Source organism: Thermobifida cellulosilytica TB100, from assembly GCF_001517975.1.
Taxonomy (GTDB): Bacteria; Actinomycetota; Actinomycetes; order Streptosporangiales; family Streptosporangiaceae; genus Thermobifida; species Thermobifida cellulosilytica.
Genome location: NZ_KQ950184.1, coordinates 140,925 through 162,470, shown reverse-complemented (window position 1 = coordinate 162,470; position 21,546 = coordinate 140,925). Strand labels below are relative to the sequence as shown.

20 protein-coding genes are annotated in these 21,546 nt (G+C 73.6%); 8 read left to right on the top strand and 12 right to left on the bottom strand.

From position 1 onward, the window contains the following. The first annotated feature begins 21 nt into the window (after positions 1–21). Entirely contained in the window at positions 22–468 is a 447-nt protein-coding gene (locus tag AC529_RS15270) for a DUF1707 SHOCT-like domain-containing protein (RefSeq protein ID WP_068757884.1), read from the top strand. 159 nt (positions 469–627) lie between these two features. Beyond that, complete coding sequence (locus tag AC529_RS15265; protein WP_068757882.1) at positions 628–1,092, top strand: DUF1707 SHOCT-like domain-containing protein; 465 nt, start codon at positions 628–630, stop codon at positions 1,090–1,092. A 72-nt stretch (positions 1,093–1,164) separates the two neighbouring features. Here AC529_RS15265 and AC529_RS15260 read toward each other — a convergent pair whose 3' ends face one another. After that, entirely contained in the window at positions 1,165–1,659 is a 495-nt protein-coding gene (locus AC529_RS15260; protein WP_068757880.1) for a DUF3145 domain-containing protein, read from the bottom strand. Between the two features lie 213 nt (positions 1,660–1,872). Between AC529_RS15260 and AC529_RS15255 the strand changes: the two genes are divergently transcribed. From AC529_RS15255 to AC529_RS15240, 4 genes are all read left to right on the top strand, one after another. After that, a complete protein-coding gene (locus AC529_RS15255; protein ID WP_068757879.1) occupies positions 1,873–2,442 on the top strand; it encodes an RNA polymerase sigma factor in 570 nt (189 codons plus the stop codon). Beyond that, complete coding sequence (locus tag AC529_RS15250) at positions 2,439–2,867, top strand: hypothetical protein (protein ID WP_068757878.1); 429 nt, start codon at positions 2,439–2,441, stop codon at positions 2,865–2,867. The genes AC529_RS15255 and AC529_RS15250 overlap by 4 nt, the downstream gene beginning before the upstream one ends. 254 nt (positions 2,868–3,121) lie before the next feature. After that, positions 3,122–5,326: a CHAT domain-containing protein gene (locus AC529_RS15245; protein WP_068757876.1), complete on the top strand. Its 2,205-nt coding sequence runs from the start codon at positions 3,122–3,124 to the stop codon at positions 5,324–5,326. Positions 5,327–5,377: 51 nt separating this feature from the next. Beyond that, positions 5,378–5,827: a hypothetical protein gene (locus AC529_RS15240; RefSeq protein WP_068757872.1), complete on the top strand. Its 450-nt coding sequence runs from the start codon at positions 5,378–5,380 to the stop codon at positions 5,825–5,827. A gap of 7 nt (positions 5,828–5,834) precedes the next feature. Here AC529_RS15240 and AC529_RS15235 read toward each other — a convergent pair whose 3' ends face one another. The 4 genes from AC529_RS15235 to AC529_RS15220 form a co-directional block, all read right to left on the bottom strand. Next, on the bottom strand, positions 5,835–6,488 hold the full coding sequence (locus tag AC529_RS15235) for an MBL fold metallo-hydrolase (RefSeq protein WP_068757870.1): 654 nt from the start codon (positions 6,486–6,488) through the stop codon (positions 5,835–5,837). A 57-nt stretch (positions 6,489–6,545) separates the two neighbouring features. After that, a complete protein-coding gene (locus AC529_RS15230) occupies positions 6,546–7,721 on the bottom strand; it encodes an alkaline phosphatase family protein (protein WP_068757869.1) in 1,176 nt (391 codons plus the stop codon). Next, positions 7,718–8,311, bottom strand: a complete 594-nt coding sequence (locus AC529_RS15225; protein ID WP_083948302.1) for a DUF5998 family protein — start codon at positions 8,309–8,311, stop codon at positions 7,718–7,720. Before AC529_RS15225 ends, AC529_RS15230 begins: the two co-directional genes overlap by 4 nt. Positions 8,312–8,620: 309 nt before the next feature. Next, positions 8,621–11,344 (bottom strand): bifunctional acetate--CoA ligase family protein/GNAT family N-acetyltransferase, encoded by a 2,724-nt coding sequence (locus tag AC529_RS15220; RefSeq protein WP_068757865.1) that lies wholly within the window; start codon positions 11,342–11,344, stop codon positions 8,621–8,623. Between the two features lie 198 nt (positions 11,345–11,542). Here AC529_RS15220 and AC529_RS15215 point away from each other — a divergent pair, with 198 nt between their 5' ends. Next, complete coding sequence (locus AC529_RS15215) at positions 11,543–12,439, top strand: sugar kinase (RefSeq protein ID WP_068757863.1); 897 nt, start codon at positions 11,543–11,545, stop codon at positions 12,437–12,439. Between the two features lie 15 nt (positions 12,440–12,454). On the opposite strand, the gene AC529_RS15210 is transcribed toward AC529_RS15215, so the two are convergent. Further along, positions 12,455–14,587, bottom strand: a complete 2,133-nt coding sequence (locus AC529_RS15210; RefSeq protein ID WP_068757861.1) for a RecQ family ATP-dependent DNA helicase — start codon at positions 14,585–14,587, stop codon at positions 12,455–12,457. A gap of 259 nt (positions 14,588–14,846) precedes the next feature. Here AC529_RS15210 and AC529_RS15205 point away from each other — a divergent pair, with 259 nt between their 5' ends. Continuing rightward, entirely contained in the window at positions 14,847–17,639 is a 2,793-nt protein-coding gene (locus AC529_RS15205) for a glycosyl hydrolase (RefSeq protein WP_394326447.1), read from the top strand. A gap of 61 nt (positions 17,640–17,700) precedes the next feature. Here AC529_RS15205 and AC529_RS15200 read toward each other — a convergent pair whose 3' ends face one another. From AC529_RS15200 to AC529_RS15175, 6 genes are read right to left on the bottom strand one after another with little or no spacing between them, the layout of a single operon-like run. After that, complete coding sequence (locus tag AC529_RS15200; RefSeq protein ID WP_068757857.1) at positions 17,701–18,054, bottom strand: cation:proton antiporter; 354 nt, start codon at positions 18,052–18,054, stop codon at positions 17,701–17,703. Beyond that, positions 18,041–18,319 carry a monovalent cation/H+ antiporter complex subunit F gene (locus AC529_RS15195; RefSeq protein WP_068757855.1) on the bottom strand — a complete coding sequence of 93 codons (279 nt, stop codon included), beginning with the start codon at positions 18,317–18,319 and terminating at the stop codon, positions 18,041–18,043. The genes AC529_RS15200 and AC529_RS15195 overlap by 14 nt, the downstream gene beginning before the upstream one ends. Further along, positions 18,316–18,978: a Na+/H+ antiporter subunit E gene (locus AC529_RS15190; RefSeq protein ID WP_068757853.1), complete on the bottom strand. Its 663-nt coding sequence runs from the start codon at positions 18,976–18,978 to the stop codon at positions 18,316–18,318. The genes AC529_RS15195 and AC529_RS15190 overlap by 4 nt, the downstream gene beginning before the upstream one ends. Next, the gene (locus AC529_RS15185) at positions 18,975–20,501 is read right to left on the bottom strand and encodes a Na+/H+ antiporter subunit D (protein ID WP_068757852.1); all 1,527 of its coding nucleotides are present in this window, start codon (positions 20,499–20,501) and stop codon (positions 18,975–18,977) included. Before AC529_RS15185 ends, AC529_RS15190 begins: the two co-directional genes overlap by 4 nt. After that, complete coding sequence (locus AC529_RS15180; RefSeq protein WP_068757850.1) at positions 20,498–20,875, bottom strand: sodium:proton antiporter; 378 nt, start codon at positions 20,873–20,875, stop codon at positions 20,498–20,500. The genes AC529_RS15185 and AC529_RS15180 overlap by 4 nt, the downstream gene beginning before the upstream one ends. After that, on the bottom strand, positions 20,872–21,546 hold the full coding sequence (locus tag AC529_RS15175) for an MnhB domain-containing protein (protein ID WP_068757848.1): 675 nt from the start codon (positions 21,544–21,546) through the stop codon (positions 20,872–20,874). The genes AC529_RS15180 and AC529_RS15175 overlap by 4 nt, the downstream gene beginning before the upstream one ends.

Here is a 21,546-nt window from a genome sequence, read left to right as displayed (position 1 = left end):
CGCGCGAAGGGGGAAAAGGGGATGCAGGACGAAGACCGTGTGCCGCCGAAGCGGCTGCGCGCCTCGGACGCCGACCGGGACGCCGTCGCCGAGCGTCTCGCGGTCGCACTGACCGAAGGCCGTCTCGACCTGGCCGAGTACGACCGCAGGCTGACGCTCGCCATGAACGCCGTGTTCGTCGGCGACCTGCTGCCACTGGTCGCCGACCTTCCCGAGCCCGACCGCGACCAGGTGGTCCCGGCCGGGACCCGCGCCCCCGCTCCCGCCTCCTCCTCGCCCTGGAAGGAGTGGCTCGACGAGTGGCGGTGGTGGCTGGGCGGCGCGATCATCATGAGCAGCATCTGGGGGGTCACCAGCATCATCGGCGGGACGCTGCTGCCCTTCTGGCCCCTGATCCCGCTGGGTGTCTGGGCGGCCATCCTGCTGGCCGCGGCCGTGTGGCCCAACGATGAATCCCGCAGCCGCTGACATCCGTCCAAGGACCGAGGGGAGTACGCGCGCCCGCGGGAGAAGCGGTGGAACACGTCGCTCGCTGACCGGCCGCCACACTGCTCTGCGGCCTCCCCCGGCTGGCCTCCCGTCCGGGCGCGTCCCTAAGCTGGTTTACGGACAGGAATGAGGGCGGACATGGACGACGAGCACCTTCCCGCGGAGCGGCTGCGCGCCTCGGACGCCGACCGGGACGCGACCGCCGAACGGCTGGCCCTCGCCCTTTCGGAGGGGCGTTTGGACCTGACCGAATACGACGAGCGGCTCTCCGCGGCGATGAACGCCAAGACCATGGGGGAACTCGCCCGGCTGACCCAGGACCTGCCCCCGGTTCCCGGCGCGGCGGACGCCCCGGTGGACCTCGCCGAAGTCGGGGCGGCCCACCCCCCGGCGCGGCCGTGGCGGGACCGCCTGGAGCCGTGGCGCGGGTTCGCGGGGATCGCGGTCGTCCTGATCGGGATCTGGACGGTCACCAGTGTGGCGGCCGGGGAGCTGCTGCCCTTCTGGCCCGTGTGGCCGCTGGGGTTCATGCTGGTCGTCACCGCGGCCAACGCCGTGTCCGGCTCCGGAAAGCGCAGGCGGGACCGCTCCGACGGGGACTGACGCGGTCTGCCCGGCCGGGGGACCGCAGCACGCCGCAGCCGCCGGGGCCTCCCGGCGCACCGGAGGGGACTGCTAGCCGGTGGCGTGCAGCCAGCGCACCGGAGCGCCGTCCCCCGCGTAGCGGAACGGCTCCAGCTCCTCGTCCCAGGCGCGCCCCAGCAGCTTGTCGATCTCCTCGGCGAGGTCGAGTCCGTGTGCGGCGGCTCGCTGCATGGCGTCGCGCAGGCGGGCCTCCGTGACCATCACCTCGCCCGAGGCGCTCATCACGGCGCTGAAGAACCCGAGGCTGGGGGTGTAGCTGTACCGCACCCCGTCACAGCCCGGGGTGGCGTCCTCGGTGATCTCGTAGCGCAGCCGCTGCCAGCCCTGTAGGGCCGAGGCGATCGCGCCGGACAACCCGGGCGCTCCCTGCCAGTTGAGTTCTGCTCGGTAGGTGTTGGGAGCTGCCGGCTGCGGTTGCCAGTCCAGTTTCACAGGTACGCCAACAACGCCCGCGACGGCCCACTCGACGTGGGGACACAGCGCCGCGGGCGCGGAGTGGACGTACAAGACGCCACGTGCGGACACCGAACCTCCTGATACGAACGAGTGCGCTTCCCCGACGCCCTCGTACACCCAGAGGAGATGTCCGTCATGGGTCTTCTCCTCTTTCCATTGTGTCCCATGTACCTCAACAGCACCAGGTTGTCGAAGACCGAAAATGCCAAAAGGTCCACATCCCGCGGTCCCGGCGGTTACCGTGTTTCTCCAGGCGTGGCCGGATGTGTGATTTTACTGGGGGTGCCCTTGGGTGGCCAGACCCGTAAGGCTGCTTGTGTCAAGGAACTCGTCCGGCGTGCCGTCCACAACGACGAGGCCGCCTGGGAGGCCCTGCTGGACCGGTACTCGGGGTTGGTCTGGGGGATCGCGCGTTCACACTCCCTCCACTTCCACGACGCGCAGGACATCACCCAGACGGTGCTGTGCAATCTCGCCGAGTACCTGACCCGGCTGCGCGATCCCGAACGCCTGGGGTCGTGGCTGGCCACGGTGACCCGCAACGAGTGCCGCCGCCACATGCGGACCCACGGCCGGGTCCAGCCGTTTCCGGTGGAGGACCTGGACAGCCCGGACTACCGCACGCCGGAGTCGCTCAGCCTGGCGGCCGAGGACGTGGACCGGGTGCGCTCCGCACTGGCGCAGTTGGACTCCCCGGAGCGCGAGGTGGCCGGGGTGGACCTGTACCGCCCCGACCTCCGGCCCTCCGAGGCGGCCCGCCTGGCTGGGGTGACCGTCAAGGAGCTCCTGCGGGTACGGCGCCGGGTCCGCAGGCGGCTGCACCGTCTGCTCAAACGCGGGGAGGACAGGTGAACGAGGACTCGGTTCCCGAGGAGCGCCCGCCCGAGCGGGTGCTGGCCGCGGCCCGGGCCGCCTATCGGGTGCGCCGCCCCGACGCGCTGCTGGCCGAACTGCTGTCGGACTCGGCGGACGGCCCCGCTCCGGGGCTGCGCAAAGTGCCGGGGTCGGGTCCCCGGATGCTCTCCTTCGCCGCGGCGGATTCGGAACTGCACCTGCACGTCACGGTGCGCGGCGACGTCTTCGACCTGGCGGGGCAGTTCGTCCCCGCGCGCCGTTTCAGCGTGGAACTGCGGCATGCCGAGGGGGTGTCGCGGCACGCCAGCGACCGGGGCGGCGCGTTCGTGGTGCGTTTCGTGCCCCGGGGGCCGGTCAGCCTGGTCTGCTCCCCCGAGGAGGCGACCGGTCCGGCGCTGATGGTGCCGTGGACCGTGCTGTGACCCGGCACCAGCCCCGCAAAACGCCCACAACGCTACACCGGTAATCAACCGTCCGTTTTCCGAAAAATACTTAACGATTCCAGAAAATGGGACGTTCTTCCACCCTTCTCGCCTTTTTCGGATGGGGCTGCTATTAATTGGTGTGCTGTTTTCGGAAAGACGGAACACTTCGGCTGTCCGTTTCTCCGGGTGACGCACCGTACCCGTTTCCCCGTTATTCCTCCGACCGAATCCCCCACGGAAGGCGATAACGCATGGCGGCCCCGCACCGGCCCACCGGTCCCCTGTCCGTCTCACTGGTGGCACGCGCCCCCGCCGAGGCGCAGCAGCGCGCCGACCGGCTGCTGGCCGGTCCCGTCGACCCGCGGACCCGGGCGTCTGCCCTGCGGGTGAGCGGTCCGGCCTCCTACGAGCTCGGGCCTGCCGAGGCGGAGGCCCTCCGGCGGCTGAGCGCGGCGGTCCGCGGCGCCGTCATGGCCGATCCGGCCGAGGAGGCCGCGTCGGCGCGGTCCTCCTTGCCCGACTCCACGCTGGCCCTCGCGGCCCGGGGGGTGGCGGCCTGCCGGAGCGGCCGCTTCGACGCCGCCATCGACGCCTTCACCAGAGCGGAGCCGACCTTCCGCGCCGCCTCCGACCCCCGGCTGCTCCCCGGGCTGCTGTGCCGCCGCGGGCTGGCCCTGCTGCACGCCGGACGGCCGGGCGAGGCCGAGGACACGCTGTTCCAGGGACTGGCGCTGGCCCAGCAGTACTCGCTGCCCCGGCTGGGCGCGGCCATCACCCAGCACCTGGGCTGTCTGGCGGCGTTCCGGGGCGACACGGCACTGGCCATGGAACGCTTCGACGCCGCGGCGCCGCTGCTGGAGCCGCCGACCCGCCACCCCGCACTCGCCCTGGACCGCGCTCACGCCCTCGCCGACGCCGGTCTGCTCCGCGAGGCGGCACTCCTGCTCCGCTCCCTCGACCGGTCGCACGCCGACGGGGCCCACCGCGCGTCGGCGGAGCTGCTGTCGCTGAAGCTGGCCGTGGCGCGCGACAACACGGCCGCGGCCACCGCCGTGGTCCACCGGCTCCGGCGGCTCTTCGGCCCCGGCTCCTCGTGGCTGCGCGCGGCGGAGCAGATCACCGAGACCTTCGCGGGCGTCCCGCGGGCGGCGCGGACGGCGGGCGGCCCCCCGGCTCCCCGCCCGGCAACTCCCCACCTGGAGGTGGCCGCGCACGCCGACCACCTGCGGACCAGGCAGGCGCTGCACGAGGTGGCCACGGCACTGCGGGCGGGCAACGCCGCCGCCGCACTGCTGCACCTGGAACGTTCCCGCGCCGTCGTCACCGCCCCCTGCACCTGCCGCCACCGGGGGTGGGCGGCCCTGCTGGACGACTACCGTGCCGCACACGCCGCCGCGCGGCGGGGCGCGGCGGAGGCCGGTCGTCGGCTGGCCAGGCTCGAGGTGGAGCTCGCCGTGCACCAGTGGCACCCGTGCTGCCGCCGCCCCGCTCCGCCGCCCGAGGACGACAGCCTGCTGGTCCGGCTGAGCTCCGGGCTCGGCTCGCGGGCCCTGGTGCACTACTCGGACCTGGGCGGGACGGCGACGGCGGTCTCCCTGGTGGACGGGCAGATCAGGATGCACGAACTGGCCGACTCCCGGACGGTCGCCGACGCCGTGGCCGCTTTCGAGCACCTGGCGAGGATGCAGGCCACCGCCCCGCGCGGCACGACCGCGCCCCTGCTGGCCCAACGGGCCGAACAGGTGCACCGGCTCCTGGTGGCGCCGGTGGCCGAGGTGATCGGCGACCGCGAGCTGGTGCTCGTGCCGGGGCGGCACACCCAGACCCTCCCGTGGGGGCTGCTGCCCGGGCTGCGGGGGCGCCCGGTCAGCGTGGCCCCCTCGGGGCGGGCCTGGCTGCGCTGCCGGGAGCGGGCGCGCCGCTTCCGGTCGGAGCGGCCCCGGGTGCTGGTGGTGGCGGGGCCGCACCTGGCCGCGGCCGACGCCGAGGCCGAGGCGGTGGCCCGGCTGCACCGGGGGGCGCGGCGGCTGACGGGGGACGGGGCCCGCTCCCGTTCGGTGCTGCGTGGTCTGGCGCGCGCCGACCTGGCCCACCTCAGCGCCCACGGGTTCGCGTGGAACGGCGCTCCGATGTGCACCGGACTGTGGCTCGCGGACGGCCCGCTGTTCGCCTACGACCTGGAGCGGGTGCGCCGCCTCCCCGTCGTGGTGGTGCTCTCCTCGTGCGATTCGGGCCGCTCCGCGCCCGCGGTGTCGGGGTTCCCCCTGGGCATGGCCGCGTCCCTGCTGGCCCGCGGCAGCGCCACCGTGGTGGCGAGCGTACTGCCCGTGTCCGACGGGGAGACCGTCGCGGCGATGGTCCGCGCGCACGGCGCGCTGCGGTCGGGGGTGCCGCCCGCGGCCGTGGTCGCCGAGCACCTGGCCGACGCCGGCTTCGTCTGCTTCGGGGCGGGATGAGCGGCGGACGCGCGGCGGGCATGATCGACGCGCCGGGGGTAGAGGTCGGACATGGCTGAGATGCGTGACGACCGCAGGACAGACCCGGTGCTTCCGGAGGACCTCGACGAGGGCGCGGTGTCGGAGGAGCAGGCCGCACCGTCGGAGGAGGCCCCTCACGACCGCGCGGAGGACCCGATCCACGCGCTGGACTCCGACTTCGAGGACGCCGGTCAGCCCGCGCTGGCGGACACCACCGAGGACACCGTCCTGCCCGGTGACCGGCCCGTCGCGATGGACGAGTTCGGCACCACCGGAACCGACAAGGAGGCCGGGGAGCCGTTGGACACGGCGTTGTCCAGGGAGGAGCCCGATGTCTGGACGCGGGAGGCCGAGCCCGGGCAGGAGGGCGCGGACGTGGACTTCCCCGCGGCGGAGCGGCCGCCCTCCGAGGACGCCGGCCTGGACCGGGGCGGCCTGGGGCCGGAGGAGCGCGCCGTCCGGGTGCGGGAGGAGCGGTGAGGTGCGGTCACCAGCCGCGTGCGTGCCATTCGGGCAGGCTGGGGCGTTCCGCCCCCAGGGTGGTGTCCCGGCCGTGTCCGGGGTAGACCCAGGTGTCGTCGGCGCACTGGTCGAAGATGCGGGCCTCCACGTCGGCGATCAGGCTGCGGAAGTCCGCGTCGCTCCACGTCTTGCCGACCCCGCCGGGAAAGAGGCTGTCGCCGGTGAACAGGTGGGTGTGGCCCTCGGGGTCGTCGTAGCGCAGCGCGATGGAGCCGGGGGTGTGCCCGCGCAGGTGGATCACCGACAGCGTGCAGGCCCCCACGGGGACGGTGTCGCCGTGCTCCACCGGTTCGTCGGTGGAGACCGGGAGCTCGCCCGCGTCGGCGGGGTGGGCGACGGTCCGCGCGCCGGTGGCCCCGACGACCTCGGCGAGGGCGCGCCAGTGGTCCTGGTGGCGGTGGGTGGTGATCACCCTGGCCAGGCCGTCGCTGCCCACCAGGTCGAGCAGGCGGTCGGCCTCGTCGGCGGCGTCGATGAGCATGGCCTCCCCGGTACGCCGACAGCGCAGCAGGTAGGCGTTGTTGTCCATCGGGCCGACCGCGAGTTTGCTGATGGTCAGTTCAGACAGCTCTCGCACGTCGGCGGGACCTCCGACGTGCGTGTCTCCGGTGTAAGGCACACCCCCATTGTGCCCGGTGCGGCCGGGGAGCCCGACGCTGCCCGGCCGCAGCGGGGATCAGCCCCGCCCGCCCAGCCCGGAGAGGGGGCCGCTGCGCAGCAGGGGCACGTACAGTTCCTGCGGGGTGAGGGAGCCGTGGTGGCCCACGAGCCGGGACTCGGCCGCCTCGCGGCGCGGTGCGACCAGCGCGGTGGCGCCGTGGGCGACGGCGAGGACGTCGCCGACGCGGACCAGCAGGTCGCGGTCGACCGTGTCGGACGGGCCGAACCAGCCGGACTCGACGGCCTCGTCGCGGCTCACCACGGTGGCGTGCCCGGCGAGCCGCTCCCGCCAGGCGGCGAGCACGTCGGCCCCGGCTCCCGGCCGCACGTAGACCTGGCGGGCCCGGGGCTCTCCGGCGAGCACCCGGACCCCCGCGGTGAGGTCCGGGTCGTCCTCCACGTCGATGCGGCTGTCCGGAGTGGTGTCGACCATGCCGTGGTCGGCGGTGACGTAGAGGACGGCGTCGGCGGGCAGGACGGCGGCGAGCTGCTCGGCGAGCCGGTCCACCTGGCCGAGGTGGTGGCGCCAGTAGGGGGAGTCCACCCCGTACAGGTGGCCGAGCGTGTCGAGCTCGGAGTGGTAGACGAAGACGTAGGCGCGGTCGGAGGCGGTGAGGGCCGCCTCGGCGCGGACCACGAGTTCGGTGGTGGTGTCGGCGGGGACGTAGCGGCTGCCGCGCGCGGAGGCCCGGGTGAAGCCGCCGCCCTCGTAGGCCGCGGCCGAGACGTAGGCGGTGGTCACGCCCGCGGCCTCGGCCCGCTCGTAGACGGTGCGGCGCGGCTGCCAGTCGAGCGGGTCGACGTCGGCGGTCCAGCGCAGGTGGTTGAAGACCGTGCCGTCGCCGGGCAGCGCCACCTGGTAGCCGAAGACGCCGTGGCGGCCCGGGGCGGTCCCGGTGCCCACCGAGGTCAGGGAGGTCGCGGTGGTACTGGGGAAGCCCGAGGTGAGCGGGGCGGCGGCTGCGGCGAGGGAGGCGAGGAAGGGGGCGCGGTCGCGGTGGGCGGCCAGCGCGTGCCAGCCCAGGCCGTCGACCAGCAGGACGCAGGCCCGGCGGGCGGGAGGCAGGCCGAGGACGTCGGGTTCGCCGGGCACGCCCAGGGAGGCGAGGACGGAGGGTCCGAGGTCGGCCAGCGAGGCCGCGCCGTAGCGGGGGGCTTCCAGGGAGGAGTCGGGGGGTGGCGGAATCGTCATCTGGCGGTGGCCTCCGACAGCGCCTGGGTGAAGGCGAGCAGGTGGGCGACCGCTTCGGGACCGTCCGCGGCCTGGCTCACCCGCAGGGTGAGGGGTTCGGCGGTGACCGCTCCGGTGTAGCCGTGGTCGAGTTCGCAGGACTCGTCGGCGCACGCGGCCGGTTCGAGGTCGACGTGGGCGATGGAGCCCCAGTTCACGGCGAGGCTGACGCTGAGGACGGCTTCGCTGGGCAGGGTGCCGGGGACGTAGGCGGCGGGGTCGGGGACGGTGCGGGTCAGCGCGACGGACTGGATGTTGGTCAGCCGGATGGAATCGGTGGTGGTGGAGGCGTGCGGCCGACCGTCGGAGGCCCCCGGGGGATGCTCGTCGGTGTGGCAGACGATGAGCCGGGTGGGGGTGAGCAGCAGCACGCTGATGTGCCGTCGCACCTCCATGGCCGGGTCGAAGGTGGCTTCGTGGTGCACCACGAAGGCTTCGGCGGTCTCGCTGCCGAGGGCGGTGGCCACGGCGTCGGTCACGAGCGCCGGGTAGTATCCGCTGCGCTCGATCTCCAGTCGCCAGTCGGTGGGCACTGCACGCGTTTTCCTCATGTGTCCATCCTGCCCTCTCGGACTGGCCACACGCATCTCGGCCCGGAGCGCGGGCGGGGTGTGTACCCGTGCCGGAACAGGGCAGTGGCTCCGTCATGGACGCCACGTTTCCGCCGGTCCCGCCGGGGCCGACACCCCGACCGCCGGGCCCTGGTCCGGTCCCGCCGGGGCCGGAGCGTCCCGGACCGACTCCCCCGGAGCCGCCGATGCCGGTGCCGGAGCCGCCCGCTCCGGGCCCGGTTCCGCCGGAGCGCCCGCCGCCGGACCCGGAGCCGCGCCCCGGGCCGCCGTGACGGCGCACGCCCCGGTTCAGAACGGCACGCGCAGGCGGCGCGGGCCGAAGTCGGGCCGCATCTCGGGGGCCTTGCGCAGCCACACCCGCGCGCCCATGACGTGGGCCCCGGTGGAGTTGACGATGATCGGGTCGAGGTCCACGTGGGCGACCTCGGGCAGCGCGTCGACCATGCGGGAGACCCGGACCAGCACCTCCTCCAGCGCCTCCACGTCGGGCTGCTCGGACAGCGACGAGGTGCCCGCGGGCAGGCCGAACAGCAGCATGGAGGAGCGCACAGCGCGGACCAGGTCGGCGGCGTCGGCGTCGGTGAGCGGCGCGAGCCGGTAGGCGCGGTCGTCGAGCAGTTCGGCGGTGGCGTCGGCCAGTCCGAAGGCCACGACCGGCCCGAAGGAGGGGTCCTCCCCCGCGCGGACGAGGGTGGGCACCCCGGGGGCGACCATGCGCTGCACCACGAGCATCGCGTCGTCGCCGAGCCGTTCGTGCAGCGCGGTGTAGGCGGTGCGCACGTCCTCGGCGGAGTGCAGTTCCAGGCGGATGCCGCGGCCGCCCGAGCGCAGGCGCAGGTCCGGGGAGTTGGCCTTGACGACGACCGGGTAGCCGAGCTTCTCGGCGGCGGCCGCCGCCTCGTCCTCGGAGCCGACCGGGATGTACGGCTCGACCCTGATGCCGTAGTAGCCGAGCAGCTCCCGGGCGGACTCGACGGGGAGGGTGGCCTCCTCGTTGGTCAGGGGTTCGCTGGAGAACCAGATCGAGTCCTGGACGGTGCCGGCCTTCTCGGCCTCGGCGAGCTCCCGGGCGATCAGGGCGCGGGCGCGGGCGCTGTCGATGTCGGAGAGTTCGGGGTGGCGTCCGTGGGAGCGCGTCCGCCACATCGCGTAGCGGGTGACGTGCGCGAGCGCGCGGACGGCGTCCTCGGGTGCGGGGTAGGACGGCACGGAGCCGCGCGCGGTCTCGCCGTCCTCCCCGACCAGCCGCAGCTCCTCGGGGATGCCCTGGTAGCCGAGGTAGGCGGTGACGATCGGCTTGGTGGAGCGCGCCGAGCGCTGCCGCAGCACCTCGGCCACGCCGCTGGAGATGGGGGCCAGCGCGGGGATGAACACCACGACCAGCGAGTGCACCGAGTCGTCGGCCAGGGCCGCGTCGAGCGCGTCGGCGAAGTCCTGGTCGGTGGCGTTGGGGCCGAGGTCCACCGGCTCGTTCGGCTTCAGCCCGGCGCGCACGCAGGCGTCCTTGACGAGCAGTTCCAGGGAGGCGGAGTTGCCGATGATGCCGACCCTGGGCCCCCGGGGCAGCGGCTGGTAGGCGAACAGTTGCGCCACGTCGAACATCTGGGTGATGTCCTCCACCCGCACCACCCCGGACTGCTCGAACAGGGAGGTCACCGCGTAGTCGGGCAGGCTGAGCGTGCCCGCGGCGTGGCCCACCGGCACACCGCGCACGGTGCCCCCGCTGCGGACCACGACCAGGGGCTTGTGCCGGGCCAGCCGCCGGGCCAGCCGGGTGAACTTGCGGGGGTTGCCGAGGGACTCCAGGTACTGGAGGACGACCTCGGTGGCCGGGTCCTCCTCCCAGTACTGCAACAGGTCGTTGCCGGAGACGTCGGCGCGGTTGCCCGCGGAGACGAAGGTGGACAGACCGATGCCGCGCTGGGCGACGCGTTCGAGGATGGCGCGGCCCAGCGCGCCGGACTGGGAGAAGAAGCCGATGCGTCCGCGCGGGGGCAGGTGCGGGGAGAGGGTGGCGTTGAGGGAGACCTTCGGGTCGGTGTTGGCCACGCCCAGGCAGTTGGGGCCGACCACGCGCATCCCGGCGGCGCGTGCGGCGAGCACCAGCTGCTCCTGGCGCTCCCGGCCCTCGGGTCCGGCCTCGCCGAACCCGGAGCTGACCACGACCAGGCCGTGCACGCCCTTGCGCGCGCACTGGTCGACCACCTCGGCGACCATGTCGGCGCGGACCGCGACAACGGCGAGGTCGACCGGGTCGGGGATGTCGAGGACGCTGGGGTAGGCGCGTACTCCCGCCACGGCCTTGGCCTCGGGGTGGACGGGGAAGACCGGTCCGCGGAAGTCGCCGTTGAGGAGGTTGCGCAGGGCGGTCTGGCCGACGGTGTGCGCGGTGCGGCTGGCGCCGATGACGGCGACGGACTGGGGGAAGAGCAGCCGGGCGATGGAGCGCGACTCGGCGCGCTGCTCGCGGGCGCGCATCACCTCCAGGGAGACCTCGGTGGGCTCCAGGTCGAGGGTGAGCCGGATGACGCCCTCGTCGAAGGTCTGCTGTGCGGTGTAGCCCGCCTCCCGGAACACGTTGATCATCCGCCGGTTCTCGGGGAGCACGTCGGCGATGAAGCGGCGGACTCCCCGTTCCCGGGCCGCGGCGGCGATGTGCTCCAGCAGTACCGAGGCGATCCCGCGGCCCTGGTGGGCGTCCTCGACGACGAAGGCGACCTCGGCCTCGTCCTGGCCGACCTTGTCGTAGCGGACCACCGCGACCATGGCGTCGCTGATGGTGGCGATCAGGGCCACCCGGTCCTCGTAGTCGACCGTGGTGAACCTGGTCACGTCACGGGAGGAGAGCCGGGGGTAGGGCGCGAAGAACCGGTAGTAGATCGTCTCGGGGGACAGGCGCGAGTGGAACTCCTGGAGCAGGGTGGCGTCCTCGGGAGTGATCGGCCTGATGTGAGCGGTGCCGCCGTCGGTCAGCACGACGTCCGCTTCCCAGTGCTTGGGGTATGACTGCACGATTGCGAGGGTAGACGACTTCCCCTCCGGTATGGGGGATTATCACCGGGAGCACGGGGGTTTCCCAGATGGCGGGCGCCGATCACATCGGGTCTGCCCGCCGGATTCGTTACCCGGGACGTGCCCTGGACCTGTTAACGTCTCAGAGCGCGTAGGGATGGAAAGACGTGGCCACCCGGTCGGTAAGGAATATGACTCATGACGCGAGTAGTCGTAGTCGGCGACCTCATGACCGATTCCGTCGCGCGGGCCTTCTACCCTCTCGCCCGTGGCAGTGACACCCCCGCTTCGGTGGCCACCTACGGCGGTGGTTCCGGCGCGAACGTGGCCGCCTGGCTGGCGGTGGAGGGTACCGACACCGCTCTGATCGGCCGCCGCGGGTCCGACATCACCGGGCGCACCCGTGAGATGGAGCTCATGGGCTACGGCGTCGACGCCCGCATGGTCATGGACCCGGAGCGTCCCACCGGCACCTGTGTCGTGATGATCACACACCGGGGCGACCGCACGATGCTCAGCGACCCGGGCGCCAACGCCGCGTTGCAGCCGGAGGACCTGCCACGGGACCTGTTCGGCCCGGACGGGCACCTGCACGTGTCGGGGTACACGCTGATCAACGAGGGCTCCCGGCGGGCGGCCCGGGTGGCGCTGCGGCTGGCCCGGGAGAACGGCATGTCCATCTCGGTGGACGGCGGTTCGCACGCCCCCCTGGAGCGGGTCGGCGCCGAGTCGTTCCTGGAGTGGACGAGCGGGACCCGTCTGCTGTTCGTCAACCGCGAGCAGGCGGCGGTGCTGACCGGGCGCGACGACCCGGACGCCGCGGCGAAGGTGCTGACCGCCTGGTACCCCAACGTGGTGATCAAGCTGGGCGCCGACGGCGCGCTGTGGGCGTCCAAGACCCGGGCGGGCACGCTGCACGTGCCCGCCGAGCCGGTGGAGCCCTCGCCGGGGTCGATCGGCGCGGGCGACGCCTTCATCGCGGGCTTCCTGCCGACGTGGCTGGCGGGCAAGCACCCCAAGGAGGCGCTGATCAACGCCCAGCGGCTGGCGGCACGCGCGCTGCACCAGCCGGGCGCCCGCCCCGAGCTGGACTGACGGTCCGCTCCGCGGTCAGGCCCGGGCGGCCAGGACCAGCGGCAGGACCGCGTCGGCCCCCGCCTCGCGGAGCCGGGCCGCGGCCACGGTCAGCGACCACCCGGTGTCGGTCTGGTCGTCGACCAGCAGGACCGGGCCGTCGAGCGCGTCCAGCCGCTGCCGCAGGGCGTCCTCCAGGGTGAGGGCGTGCCACAGGGAGGCGAGCCGCTGGGCGCTGTTGTGGCGGCGGGGCCCCGCACCGTCGGGGGTGCGGTAGCCGAGGGTCCCCACGGGGGCGAGCCGTCCGACCTCGCACAGCCGCCGCGCCAGGTCGGTGATCATGCGGGGGCGGCGGCGCGAGGGCATGGCCACCACCCCGGCGGGCCGCCGCTGCCACGGCCAGGCCGCCAGGACCTCCACCACGGCCCGGAACACGGCGTCGTCGACGGGCTGGTCGGGGGCGTCCTCGGCGAGCAGGCGGCGCAGCGTGGTGCCCCAGCCGATGTCGGTGAGGCGGGCCAGGGCGCGGCCCTCCTCGGCGCGCAGTCCGGCGGGGATGGCCCCGGTCAGGTCCACGCCGAGGGCGGCCATGCCGGTGGGCCAGCGGCGGCGCGGTTCGATCGGCACGCCGGGCCGGTGCAGGTGGGCGGTTGCGGCGCGGTGCGCCTCGGGGTCGACGCGGGCGGGCCAGGCGGGTCCGGCGCAGTTGTCGCACCGGCCGCAGGGGGCGGCCTCGGGGTCGTCGAGCTGGCGGCGGAGGAACTCCATCCGGCAGCTCCCGGTGGCGATGTAGTCGAGCACGGCGCGCTGCTCGGCCTCGCGGGCGGCGGCGACGGCGGCGTAGCGGTCGGCGTCGTAGGTCCAGGGGCGCCCCGTGGCCGTCCAGCCGCCGCGCTCCCGGCGGACGGCTCCGTCGACGTCGAGCACCTTGAGCATCTGTTCCAGGCGGCCGCGTCCCAGGTCGACCCGGGTCTCCAGGCGGGGCAGGGAGAGGGGGCCGTCCGCCTCGGCGAGCACGGCGAGGGTGTGGCGGACCGTCTCCTCCGGGGGGAAGGCGAGGCTGGCGAAGTACTTCCAGATCTCCCGGTCCTCCGCACCGGGCAGCAGGACGGCCTCGGCGCGGGGCAGGCCGCGTCCGGCCCGGCCGATCTGCTGGTAGTAGGAGACCGGTGACTGCGGCGCGCCCAGGTGCACCACGAAGCCGAGGTCGGGCTTGTCGAAGCCCATGCCCAGGGCGCTGGTGGCGACCAGGGCCTTGGTGCGGTTGGCCAGCAGGTCCTCCTCGGCGCGGGCGCGTTCCTGCGGGTCGGTCTGGCCGGTGTAGGGACGCACGTCGTGGCCGCGTCCGACGAGGAAGGCGGCGGTCTCGGCGGCCGCGGCGACGGTGAGGGTGTAGATGATCCCGGAGCCGGGGAGGCGGTCGAGGTGCTCGGCGAGCCAGCCGAGGCGGGAGGCGCTGTCGGGCAGGCGGACCACGGACAGGCGGAGGCTCTCGCGGTCGAGGCTGCCGCGCAGCACGAGGGTGGGCGTCCGGTCGCCGGTCTCCATCTGTTCGGCGACGTCGCGGGTGACGCGGGCGTTGGCGGTGGCGGTGGTGGCCAGCACCGGCACGTCGGGGGGCAGTTCTTCGAGCAGGGTGCGGATGCGCCGGTAGTCGGGCCGGAAGTCGTGGCCCCAGTCGGAGACGCAGTGGGCCTCGTCGACGACCACCAGTCCGGCCCCGGCGGCCAGTCCGGGCAGGACGCGGTCGCGGAACTCGGGGTGGTTGAGGCGCTCGGGGCTGATCAGCAGCACGTCGACGGTCCCCTGGGCGACCGCGTCGTAGGTGCGCTCCCACTCCTCGGGGTTGGTGCTGTTGACGGTGTGGGCGTGGATCCCGGCGCGTTCGGCCGCGGCGATCTGGTTGCGCATCAGCGCCAGCAGCGGCGAGACGATCACGGTGGGTCCGGCTCCCGCGGCGCGGCGCAGCGCGGTGGCCACGAAGTAGACCGCGGACTTGCCCCAGCCGGTGCGCTGCACCACGAGCACGCGTCGGCGTTCGACCACGAGGGCGCGGACGGCACGCCACTGGTCCTCGCGCAGGCGGGCGTCGGCCCCGGCCAGGGCGCGCAGGTGGGCCTCTGCGGCGTCGCGCAGGGCGGGGTCGGCATCGGGTGCTGGTGTGGCCATGTCCTCCTGACTACCAGACCGCGGCGTCACCCGTCCGGGGGACGCGGACGGACCGTGGACGGCCGGAAAGGTCCGACGAGCAGCCGGATAACAGGCGCATAACATCGATGTCACCAATCATTGACAGAGAGTGACGACGCCTGTCTCATATGTGGGAGCGCTCCCGTGAGACGACGGTCACATTCCTTTCCACTGTTGCTTCTTCCTGGCCAGAAAGGCTGCCTCCATGCCCCACGCGCTCCGAAGGCGGTGGCGGCGGGTGACCGCCTCCACCGCGGCGGCCGCCCTCGCCTGCGGCGCCCTGCTCGTCCTCGGCCCGGCCCCGGCCGCGGCACAGGTCCGACTCGGCTCCGGCAGCTACACCACCGAGCTGCCCCCGGGAGCCTCCGGCCCCAGCGACGTCACCGGCGCCCCCGTCACCCCGAAGGTCACCGCCGACTTCGACCAGCCGGTCGCCACCAACGACTGGTGGTCCTCGCTGATCTTCCAGCGCTACCCCGACAACCCCTACGGCGAGAACCTCTACGCCCACCCGCTGTCCTTCAAGGCCCGCGCGGGCGGCCTGGAGGTCGGCTACCCCGACACCCCCGCGATCGTCGCCGACGGACTCAAGTACGAGTACTCCCACTCCCCCGACCTCGTCCTCGGCGTGCAGGGCCTCAACGCCCCCGCGGCCAGGGTCGCCGGCTACGGCGACTGGACCGTCACCGCCGACCTGTCCGACAGCTCCCGGACGCTGCGCGCCACCATCGGCCAGGGCCTCCCCTTCGTCTACGCCGACGTCTCCGGCGGACCGGTGCGCGTGGAGTTCACCGCCCAGCCCACCGTCTGGCGGCGCTCCGGCAGCGCCGTCGGCGTGACCGTCAACGGCCACCACTACGCCCTGTTCGCTCCCTCCCGGACGTCCTGGTCGGAGTCGGGCCGGGTCTTCACCGCCCACGTCGGCGGCTCCGGCCACGCCTCGGTGGCGCTGCTGCCCGACCCCGGGGTCTTCGACACCTACGCCCGCTACGCCCACTCCTTCGTCACCGACAGCCGGCTGAGCTACGACTACGACCCCGGCTCCGCCACCCTGACCAGCACCTACCGCGTGACCACCGAGGCCCGGGAGGGCAGCGCGCGGGGCACCCTGCTGGCGCTGTACCCGCACCACTGGAAGGAGACCACCACCGCGCTGACCGACCTGTCCTACACCTCGCCGCGCGGGCCGATGCGGGTGGTGGAGGGCGACCGCTTCACCACGGAGCTGACCACGCACGGCATCCTGCCGAGCCTGCCCACCGTGGACTCCGCCGACCACCAGCGGATGCGCACCCTGATCGACGCCGAACTCAACGCCGCCGACCCGTGGAAGGGCGCCACCGACACCTACTGGACCGGAAAGGCCCTGGGACGCCTGGCCCAACTGGTGCCCATCGCCGACTCCATCGGCTACACCTCCGGCCGCGACGCCCTGCTCGACCTGCTCAAGGGCCGGATGGAGGACTGGCTGACCGCCGAGGGCCCGGGAGACGACGCCCAGTTCTACTACGACGAGCGGTGGGACACCCTGATCGGCTTCCCCGCCAGCTTCGGCGCCAACACCGAGCTCAACGACCACGACTTCCACTACGGCTACTTCGTCACCGCCGCGGCCACGATCGCCCGCTACGACCGCGCCTGGATCGGCGAGGACCGGTGGGGGCCGATGGTCGAGACGGTGCTGCGGGACGCCAACAACCCCGACCGCGGCGACAGCCGCTTCCCCTGGCTGCGGTCCTTCTCCCCCTACGCCGGGCACGGCTGGGCCTCCGGGCACGCCGGTTTCGCCTCCGGCAACAACCAGGAGTCCTCGTCGGAGGCCATGCACTTCGCCGCCAGCACAGCCCTGCTGGGCTCCCTGCTCGGCGACGAGGAGCTGCGCGACCTCGGCGTGTACCTGCACACCACGCAGGCGTCCGCGATGAGCCGGTACTGGCAGAACTCCGACGGCGACGCCTTCCCCTCCGGCTACTCCCACGACGTCGTCGGCATGGTCTGGAGCGACGGCGGCGACCACCGCATCTGGTGGGACGGCACCCCCGAGGAGCTGTACGGGATCAACTACCTGCCGATCACCGCGGGCTCGCTCTACCTGGGCCACGACGTCGACCACGCCGCGGCCGTCCACCGGTCCCTGGTGGCGCGGCTGGGCCGCCAGCCCCAGACCTGGCACGACATCCACTGGGCGCACCAGGCGCTGTCCGACCCCGACGCGGCGCTGGCCGCCTTCGAGGCGCAGTGGCGGTCCTACGAACCGGAGTCCGGCTCCTCCAAGGCGCACACCTACCAGTGGCTGTCCACCCTCGCCGAGTTCGGCACGGTCACCACCGCCGTCACCGCCGACACCCCCCACTACGCGGTGTTCGACGACGGGGACCGGCGCACCTACGTGGCCTTCAACGCCACGAACCGCCCGATCGCCGTCACCTTCTCCGACGGCACGACGCTGACCGCGGCGCCGGGGCAACTGGCCACCGTGCACGGCGACGGCGGCTCCGGCCCGGACCCGGACCCGGATCCGGGCGGCGGGTCCGGCACGATCGGCGACGGCGTCCTCTACCTGGACGGCGGAGCCCTGTCGACCGCCGCGCCCTCCTTTGAGGCCGGCGTGGAGATCCCGGCGGCGGGCGGCGCCAACCACGACGGCACGCCGCACAACCCGGTGGTGTTCGAGATCGACGGGGTCAGCGCACGGTACACCGGGCAGAGCACCCGCTTCGCCTTCCCGGTGGACTCGGGAGCCTCGGTCGCCAACGCCGTGCAGGCCCGCGTCTCCTACGACCTGGACGGCGACGGCGTCTTCGACCGGGTGGAGACCTACCACTACTTCGCCACCAACGACCTGCCGGGCTGGGAGACCTACACCCACGGCCACGGGCTCAAGTCCAGCAGCGGCGCCCTGGGCGACCTGGTGGACGGGACCGTCCGCCTGGAGCTGTGGAGCGCCCTGGGCCGCCAGGCGTCCCTGGTGCGCACCGGCGCCCCCGAGGGGCAGCAGGCCGCCGTCCTGACCGTCCCGTTCCGGGAGTGACCGGGGCCGCCCGCGCCCCGTTCCCCGGCCGCCCCGGCGCCTGCCGCGCCGGGGCGGCCGTTCAGTCCGCGTCCTTGCGGGCGCGCTCCACCGCGTCGGCCAGCTCGTCGGCCACCAGGTGCCTCTCGTCGATCTCGCCGCGGCTGTAGGCGACCCGCCCCAGGGTCTGCGCGAGCACCGCGACCGTTGCCGCCTGGAACAGCGCCACCAGCACCAGCGGCGCGGCCGACCGCAGGTCGGGCAGTTGGCAGGCGGCCCCCGCCAGCAGCAGGAACAGGCCGACGGTGTCGGGCTTGGCGGCCGCGTGCATCCGGCCCAGCAGGGTCGGGAAGCGCACCAGGCCGACCGTTCCCACCAGGGCGAACAGCGCTCCGGTGGGGAGCAGGACGGCGGTGATCCAGTCAGCCGCGGTCATGGGCGCGCCTCTCCGCGAAGCGGGCCGCGGTCAGCGTGCCCACGAACCCCAGCAGCGCGACCGTCACCATCAGTCCGACGTAGGCGGTGTCGCCGCGCACCGCCGCCTCCACCACGATGGCGCTGACCACCAGCACCGAGATCGTGTTCAGGCAGACGATGCGGTCCAGCACCGACGGCCCCCGCACCAGCCGGTAGAGCACGAACAGCACCCCCACCCCCAGCATGGTGAAGGTCGCGGCGTAGACGTAGTCCAGTACGGTCATTCCCCTTCCCTCCGCGTGTGCTCCCCGGCCGCGCGGCCCGCCGCGGCCGCCGCGGCCGCCTCGGCCTCCTCCGGCAGCCCCGCGAGCCGCTCGAATATCTCCAGGTCCTCCGCGGTGCCGAAGGCGCGCACCAGCAGCTCCTCGGTGCGGCGCACCTGGGCGCGCAGACCGCGGACCGCTCCGGCGTCGTTGACGGGCAGGCCGTGCACGTAGACCACCCTCTGGTTGCGGTTGAGCTCGATCACCAGGGTCCCCGTCACCATGGACAGCAGCGCGCTGAGGATCGCCAGCAGGAAGTCGGAGTCGGTGCGCATGGGCACCGCGACGATCGCGCCGTTGGTGCGCCTGGGACGCCACACCCCGTGGAAGGCCACCCGGAGGCTGGAGACGAGCATGTCGTAGGCGACCCGGGCGGCCAGCCGCAGCGCGTGCAGCGGGCGGAAGCCCAGCCGGACCGGGATGTGCGGCAGCCGGGCCGCCGAGTAGCACAGCGCGGCCACGGCGGCCCCGGCGACGACCGTCCCGGGGCTGGGGTCGCCCCACAGCACCACCCACATCGCGGTCAGCCAGGCCACGGTGGGCAGCCGAGCGGCCAGCCGACGCCACCAGACGCGCGCGGCGGGGACCGCGCTGGCGCTCGTTCCGGGGCTCTCGGTCATCGCGCCCCCTCCCCCAGCACGGCGGTGACGTAGGCGCGGCCGTCGAGCAGCCCCTCGGCGGCGGTGAAGCCGACCTCGGTCAGCGGCCCCGCCGCGAGGGCCACCGCCACGCCGACCGCGACCATCGCCCCGGTCGTCGCGGTCATGATCCGCAGCCCGCCCCGGTTGGCGCCGCTCCGCAACTGCTCGCGGGCCTCCAGCACGTCGGGGCGGGGGGTGCCCCAGAAGGCCCGGGTCCACACGCGGAAGATCGCGATGAGCGTGAGCAGGCTGGTGAGCACGCCCGCGGCGAGCCCGGCCCACGCCAGCAGCCCGCCCGCGTCGACGCCCGCCTGGAACAGCGCGACCTTGGCGACGAACCCCGACAGGGGAGGCAGTCCGGCCAGGCTGAGCGCGGGCAGGAAGAAGAACACCGCCAGCGCCGGGGACACCGCGGTCAGGCCGCGGATGTCGGTGAGCGAGGTGTGTCCGACGTACTGCCGGATCAGCCCGTTGACCAGGAACAGCGTCGCCTGCACCACGATGTGGTGCACCAGGTAGACCACCGCCCCGGCGAGGCCGGCCACGGTCCCCAGCGCCAGCCCGAAGAGCATGAACCCGATGTGGCTGACCAGGGCGAACGACATGATGCGGTTGATGTCGGACTGCACCAGCGCGCCCAGGATGCCGACGATCATCGTGACGACGGCGATCACCGCGAGGACCGCGGAGGTGTCGTCACGGGCGAACAGCAGGGTCTGGGTGCGGATGACGGCGTAGACCGCGACCTTGGTGAGCAGCGCGGCGAAGATCGCGGAGATGCGGGTGAGCGCCACCGGGTAGCTGTCGGGCAGCCAGAAGTGCATGGGCACGACCGCGGCCTTGATACCGAACACCACGAGGAACAGCAGGGCCAGCACCATGCGCAGCGCGGGCGGGGCCGCGTCCAGCTTGTCGGAGACGTCGGCCAGGTTCACGGTCCCGGTCAGCGCGTACACCAGCGCGATGCCGGTCAGGAACAGGATCGACGAGGTGAGGCTGACCGTGGTGTAGATCATGCTCGCGCGGACCCGCGCGCGGGTGGGGGCCTGGGTGATCAGCGCGTAGCTGGCGGTCAGCATGACCTCGAACCCGACGAACAGGTTGAACAGGTCGCCCGCGAGGAAGCTGAGGTTCACGCCGGCGGTCAGCACCAGGTAGACGGGGTGGAACACCTGGGGGGTGGCCCGGCTCAGTCCGCCGATGTCCTGCCCGATCGCGTACAGCAGCACGATGAGCAGGACCACCGAGGAGACCAGGAGCAGCAGCGCGGAGGTGGGGTCGGCGACCAGGGTGATGCCCAGCGGCGCCTCCCAGGCTCCGGCCTGGGCGGTCGCGATCGTGCCGTCGCGGGTGTGCCACAGCAGCAGGGCGGCGGCGACCACGACGACGGACAGGGTGGTTGTACCGGTGATCCGCTGGGAGCGGGGGGTGCGGCGCAGCAGCAGCGTGACCGCCGCGCCGCACAGCGGTACGAGCAGGGGGACGGCGAGGAGGGCGTTCACGAGGAGTCCTCCGGTTCCTTGAGGCGGCTGATGCGACGGTCCTCCAGGTCGTCGGGCACCTCGTCGTTCTCGTCGTCCAGCCAGACCCGGTAGGCCAGGGCCAGCAGGAAGGTGGTGACGCCGAAGGTGATGACGATCGCGGTCAGCGCCATCGCGTGCGGCAGGGGGTCGGACAGCTGCTGGCCTGGCTCCCCGCCCAGCAGCGGCGGCAGGGTGATGGCGGTGTCGGTGACCAGCAGGGAGAGGTTGGCGGCGTGGCCGAGGATGAGGATGCCGAACACCACGCGCATGAGGGAGCGTTGCAGCAGCAGGTAGAAGCCGCTGGAGTAGAGGACGGCGACGGCGGCGACGAGGAGGAGGCTGGGCGCGTTCACGACGGCTCCTCCCCGGCTGCGGGGGGCGGGGCGGAGGCTGCGGCACGCGCGGCGGCGCGGCGGCGCCGCAGGAGGGAGGCGCGTTCCCGCTCCTCGATGCGGGCCTCTTCCTCCTCGGCCTCCATACGGGCGCCGAGCGCGGCGACCACGGACAGCACCAGGCCCACGACGATCAGGTAGACCCCGGTCTCGAAGAAGAGCGCGCTGAGCAGTTTGACCTCGCCGAACAGCGGGAGGGTGAACTCCCACTTGACGCTGTCGAAGACGGGGCGGCCGACCAGCAGCGGCAGGCCCGCCGTCACGCATCCCAGCAGGGTGCCGATGGCCAGCAGCCCGTTGGGGCGCATGGGCAGCCCGGCGAGCAGCTCGTGACGGCCGCCCGCGACGTAGCGCAGCACGTAGGCCATGCTGGCCACGAGCCCCCCGGCGAAGCCCCCGCCCGGCCGGTTGTGCCCGGAGACCAGGAGGAACACCGAGAACAGCAGGATCGCGGGGACCAGCAGGCGGGTGACGACCTCCAGCAGCACCGAGCGCGGGCCGAAGGCGGGGCGGACCACGGTGCTGAGCCAGCGTTCGCGGGGCGCCTCCCAGCTTTCGGGCGGGCCGCTGGATTCGTCGGGCGTCCCCGGACCCGCGACGAGGGGACGGCCTTCTGGACGGTCGGTGGACAT

Coding starts and splice junctions, on each gene's coding strand:
- AC529_RS15175 (WP_068757848.1), bottom strand. CDS start 21,546: ATGTCCACCGACCGTCCAGAAGGCCGTCCCCTCGTCGCGGGTCCGGGG.
- AC529_RS15240 (WP_068757872.1), top strand. CDS start 5,378: ATGGCTGAGATGCGTGACGACCGCAGGACAGACCCGGTGCTTCCGGAG.
- AC529_RS15200 (WP_068757857.1), bottom strand. CDS start 18,054: ATGACCGCGGCTGACTGGATCACCGCCGTCCTGCTCCCCACCGGAGCG.
- AC529_RS15190 (WP_068757853.1), bottom strand. CDS start 18,978: ATGACCGAGAGCCCCGGAACGAGCGCCAGCGCGGTCCCCGCCGCGCGC.
- AC529_RS15225 (WP_083948302.1), bottom strand. CDS start 8,311: ATGAGGAAAACGCGTGCAGTGCCCACCGACTGGCGACTGGAGATCGAG.
- AC529_RS15195 (WP_068757855.1), bottom strand. CDS start 18,319: ATGACCGTACTGGACTACGTCTACGCCGCGACCTTCACCATGCTGGGG.
- AC529_RS15270 (WP_068757884.1), top strand. CDS start 22: ATGCAGGACGAAGACCGTGTGCCGCCGAAGCGGCTGCGCGCCTCGGAC.
- AC529_RS15215 (WP_068757863.1), top strand. CDS start 11,543: ATGACGCGAGTAGTCGTAGTCGGCGACCTCATGACCGATTCCGTCGCG.
- AC529_RS15245 (WP_068757876.1), top strand. CDS start 3,122: ATGGCGGCCCCGCACCGGCCCACCGGTCCCCTGTCCGTCTCACTGGTG.
- AC529_RS15230 (WP_068757869.1), bottom strand. CDS start 7,721: ATGACGATTCCGCCACCCCCCGACTCCTCCCTGGAAGCCCCCCGCTAC.
- AC529_RS15265 (WP_068757882.1), top strand. CDS start 628: ATGGACGACGAGCACCTTCCCGCGGAGCGGCTGCGCGCCTCGGACGCC.
- AC529_RS15210 (WP_068757861.1), bottom strand. CDS start 14,587: ATGGCCACACCAGCACCCGATGCCGACCCCGCCCTGCGCGACGCCGCA.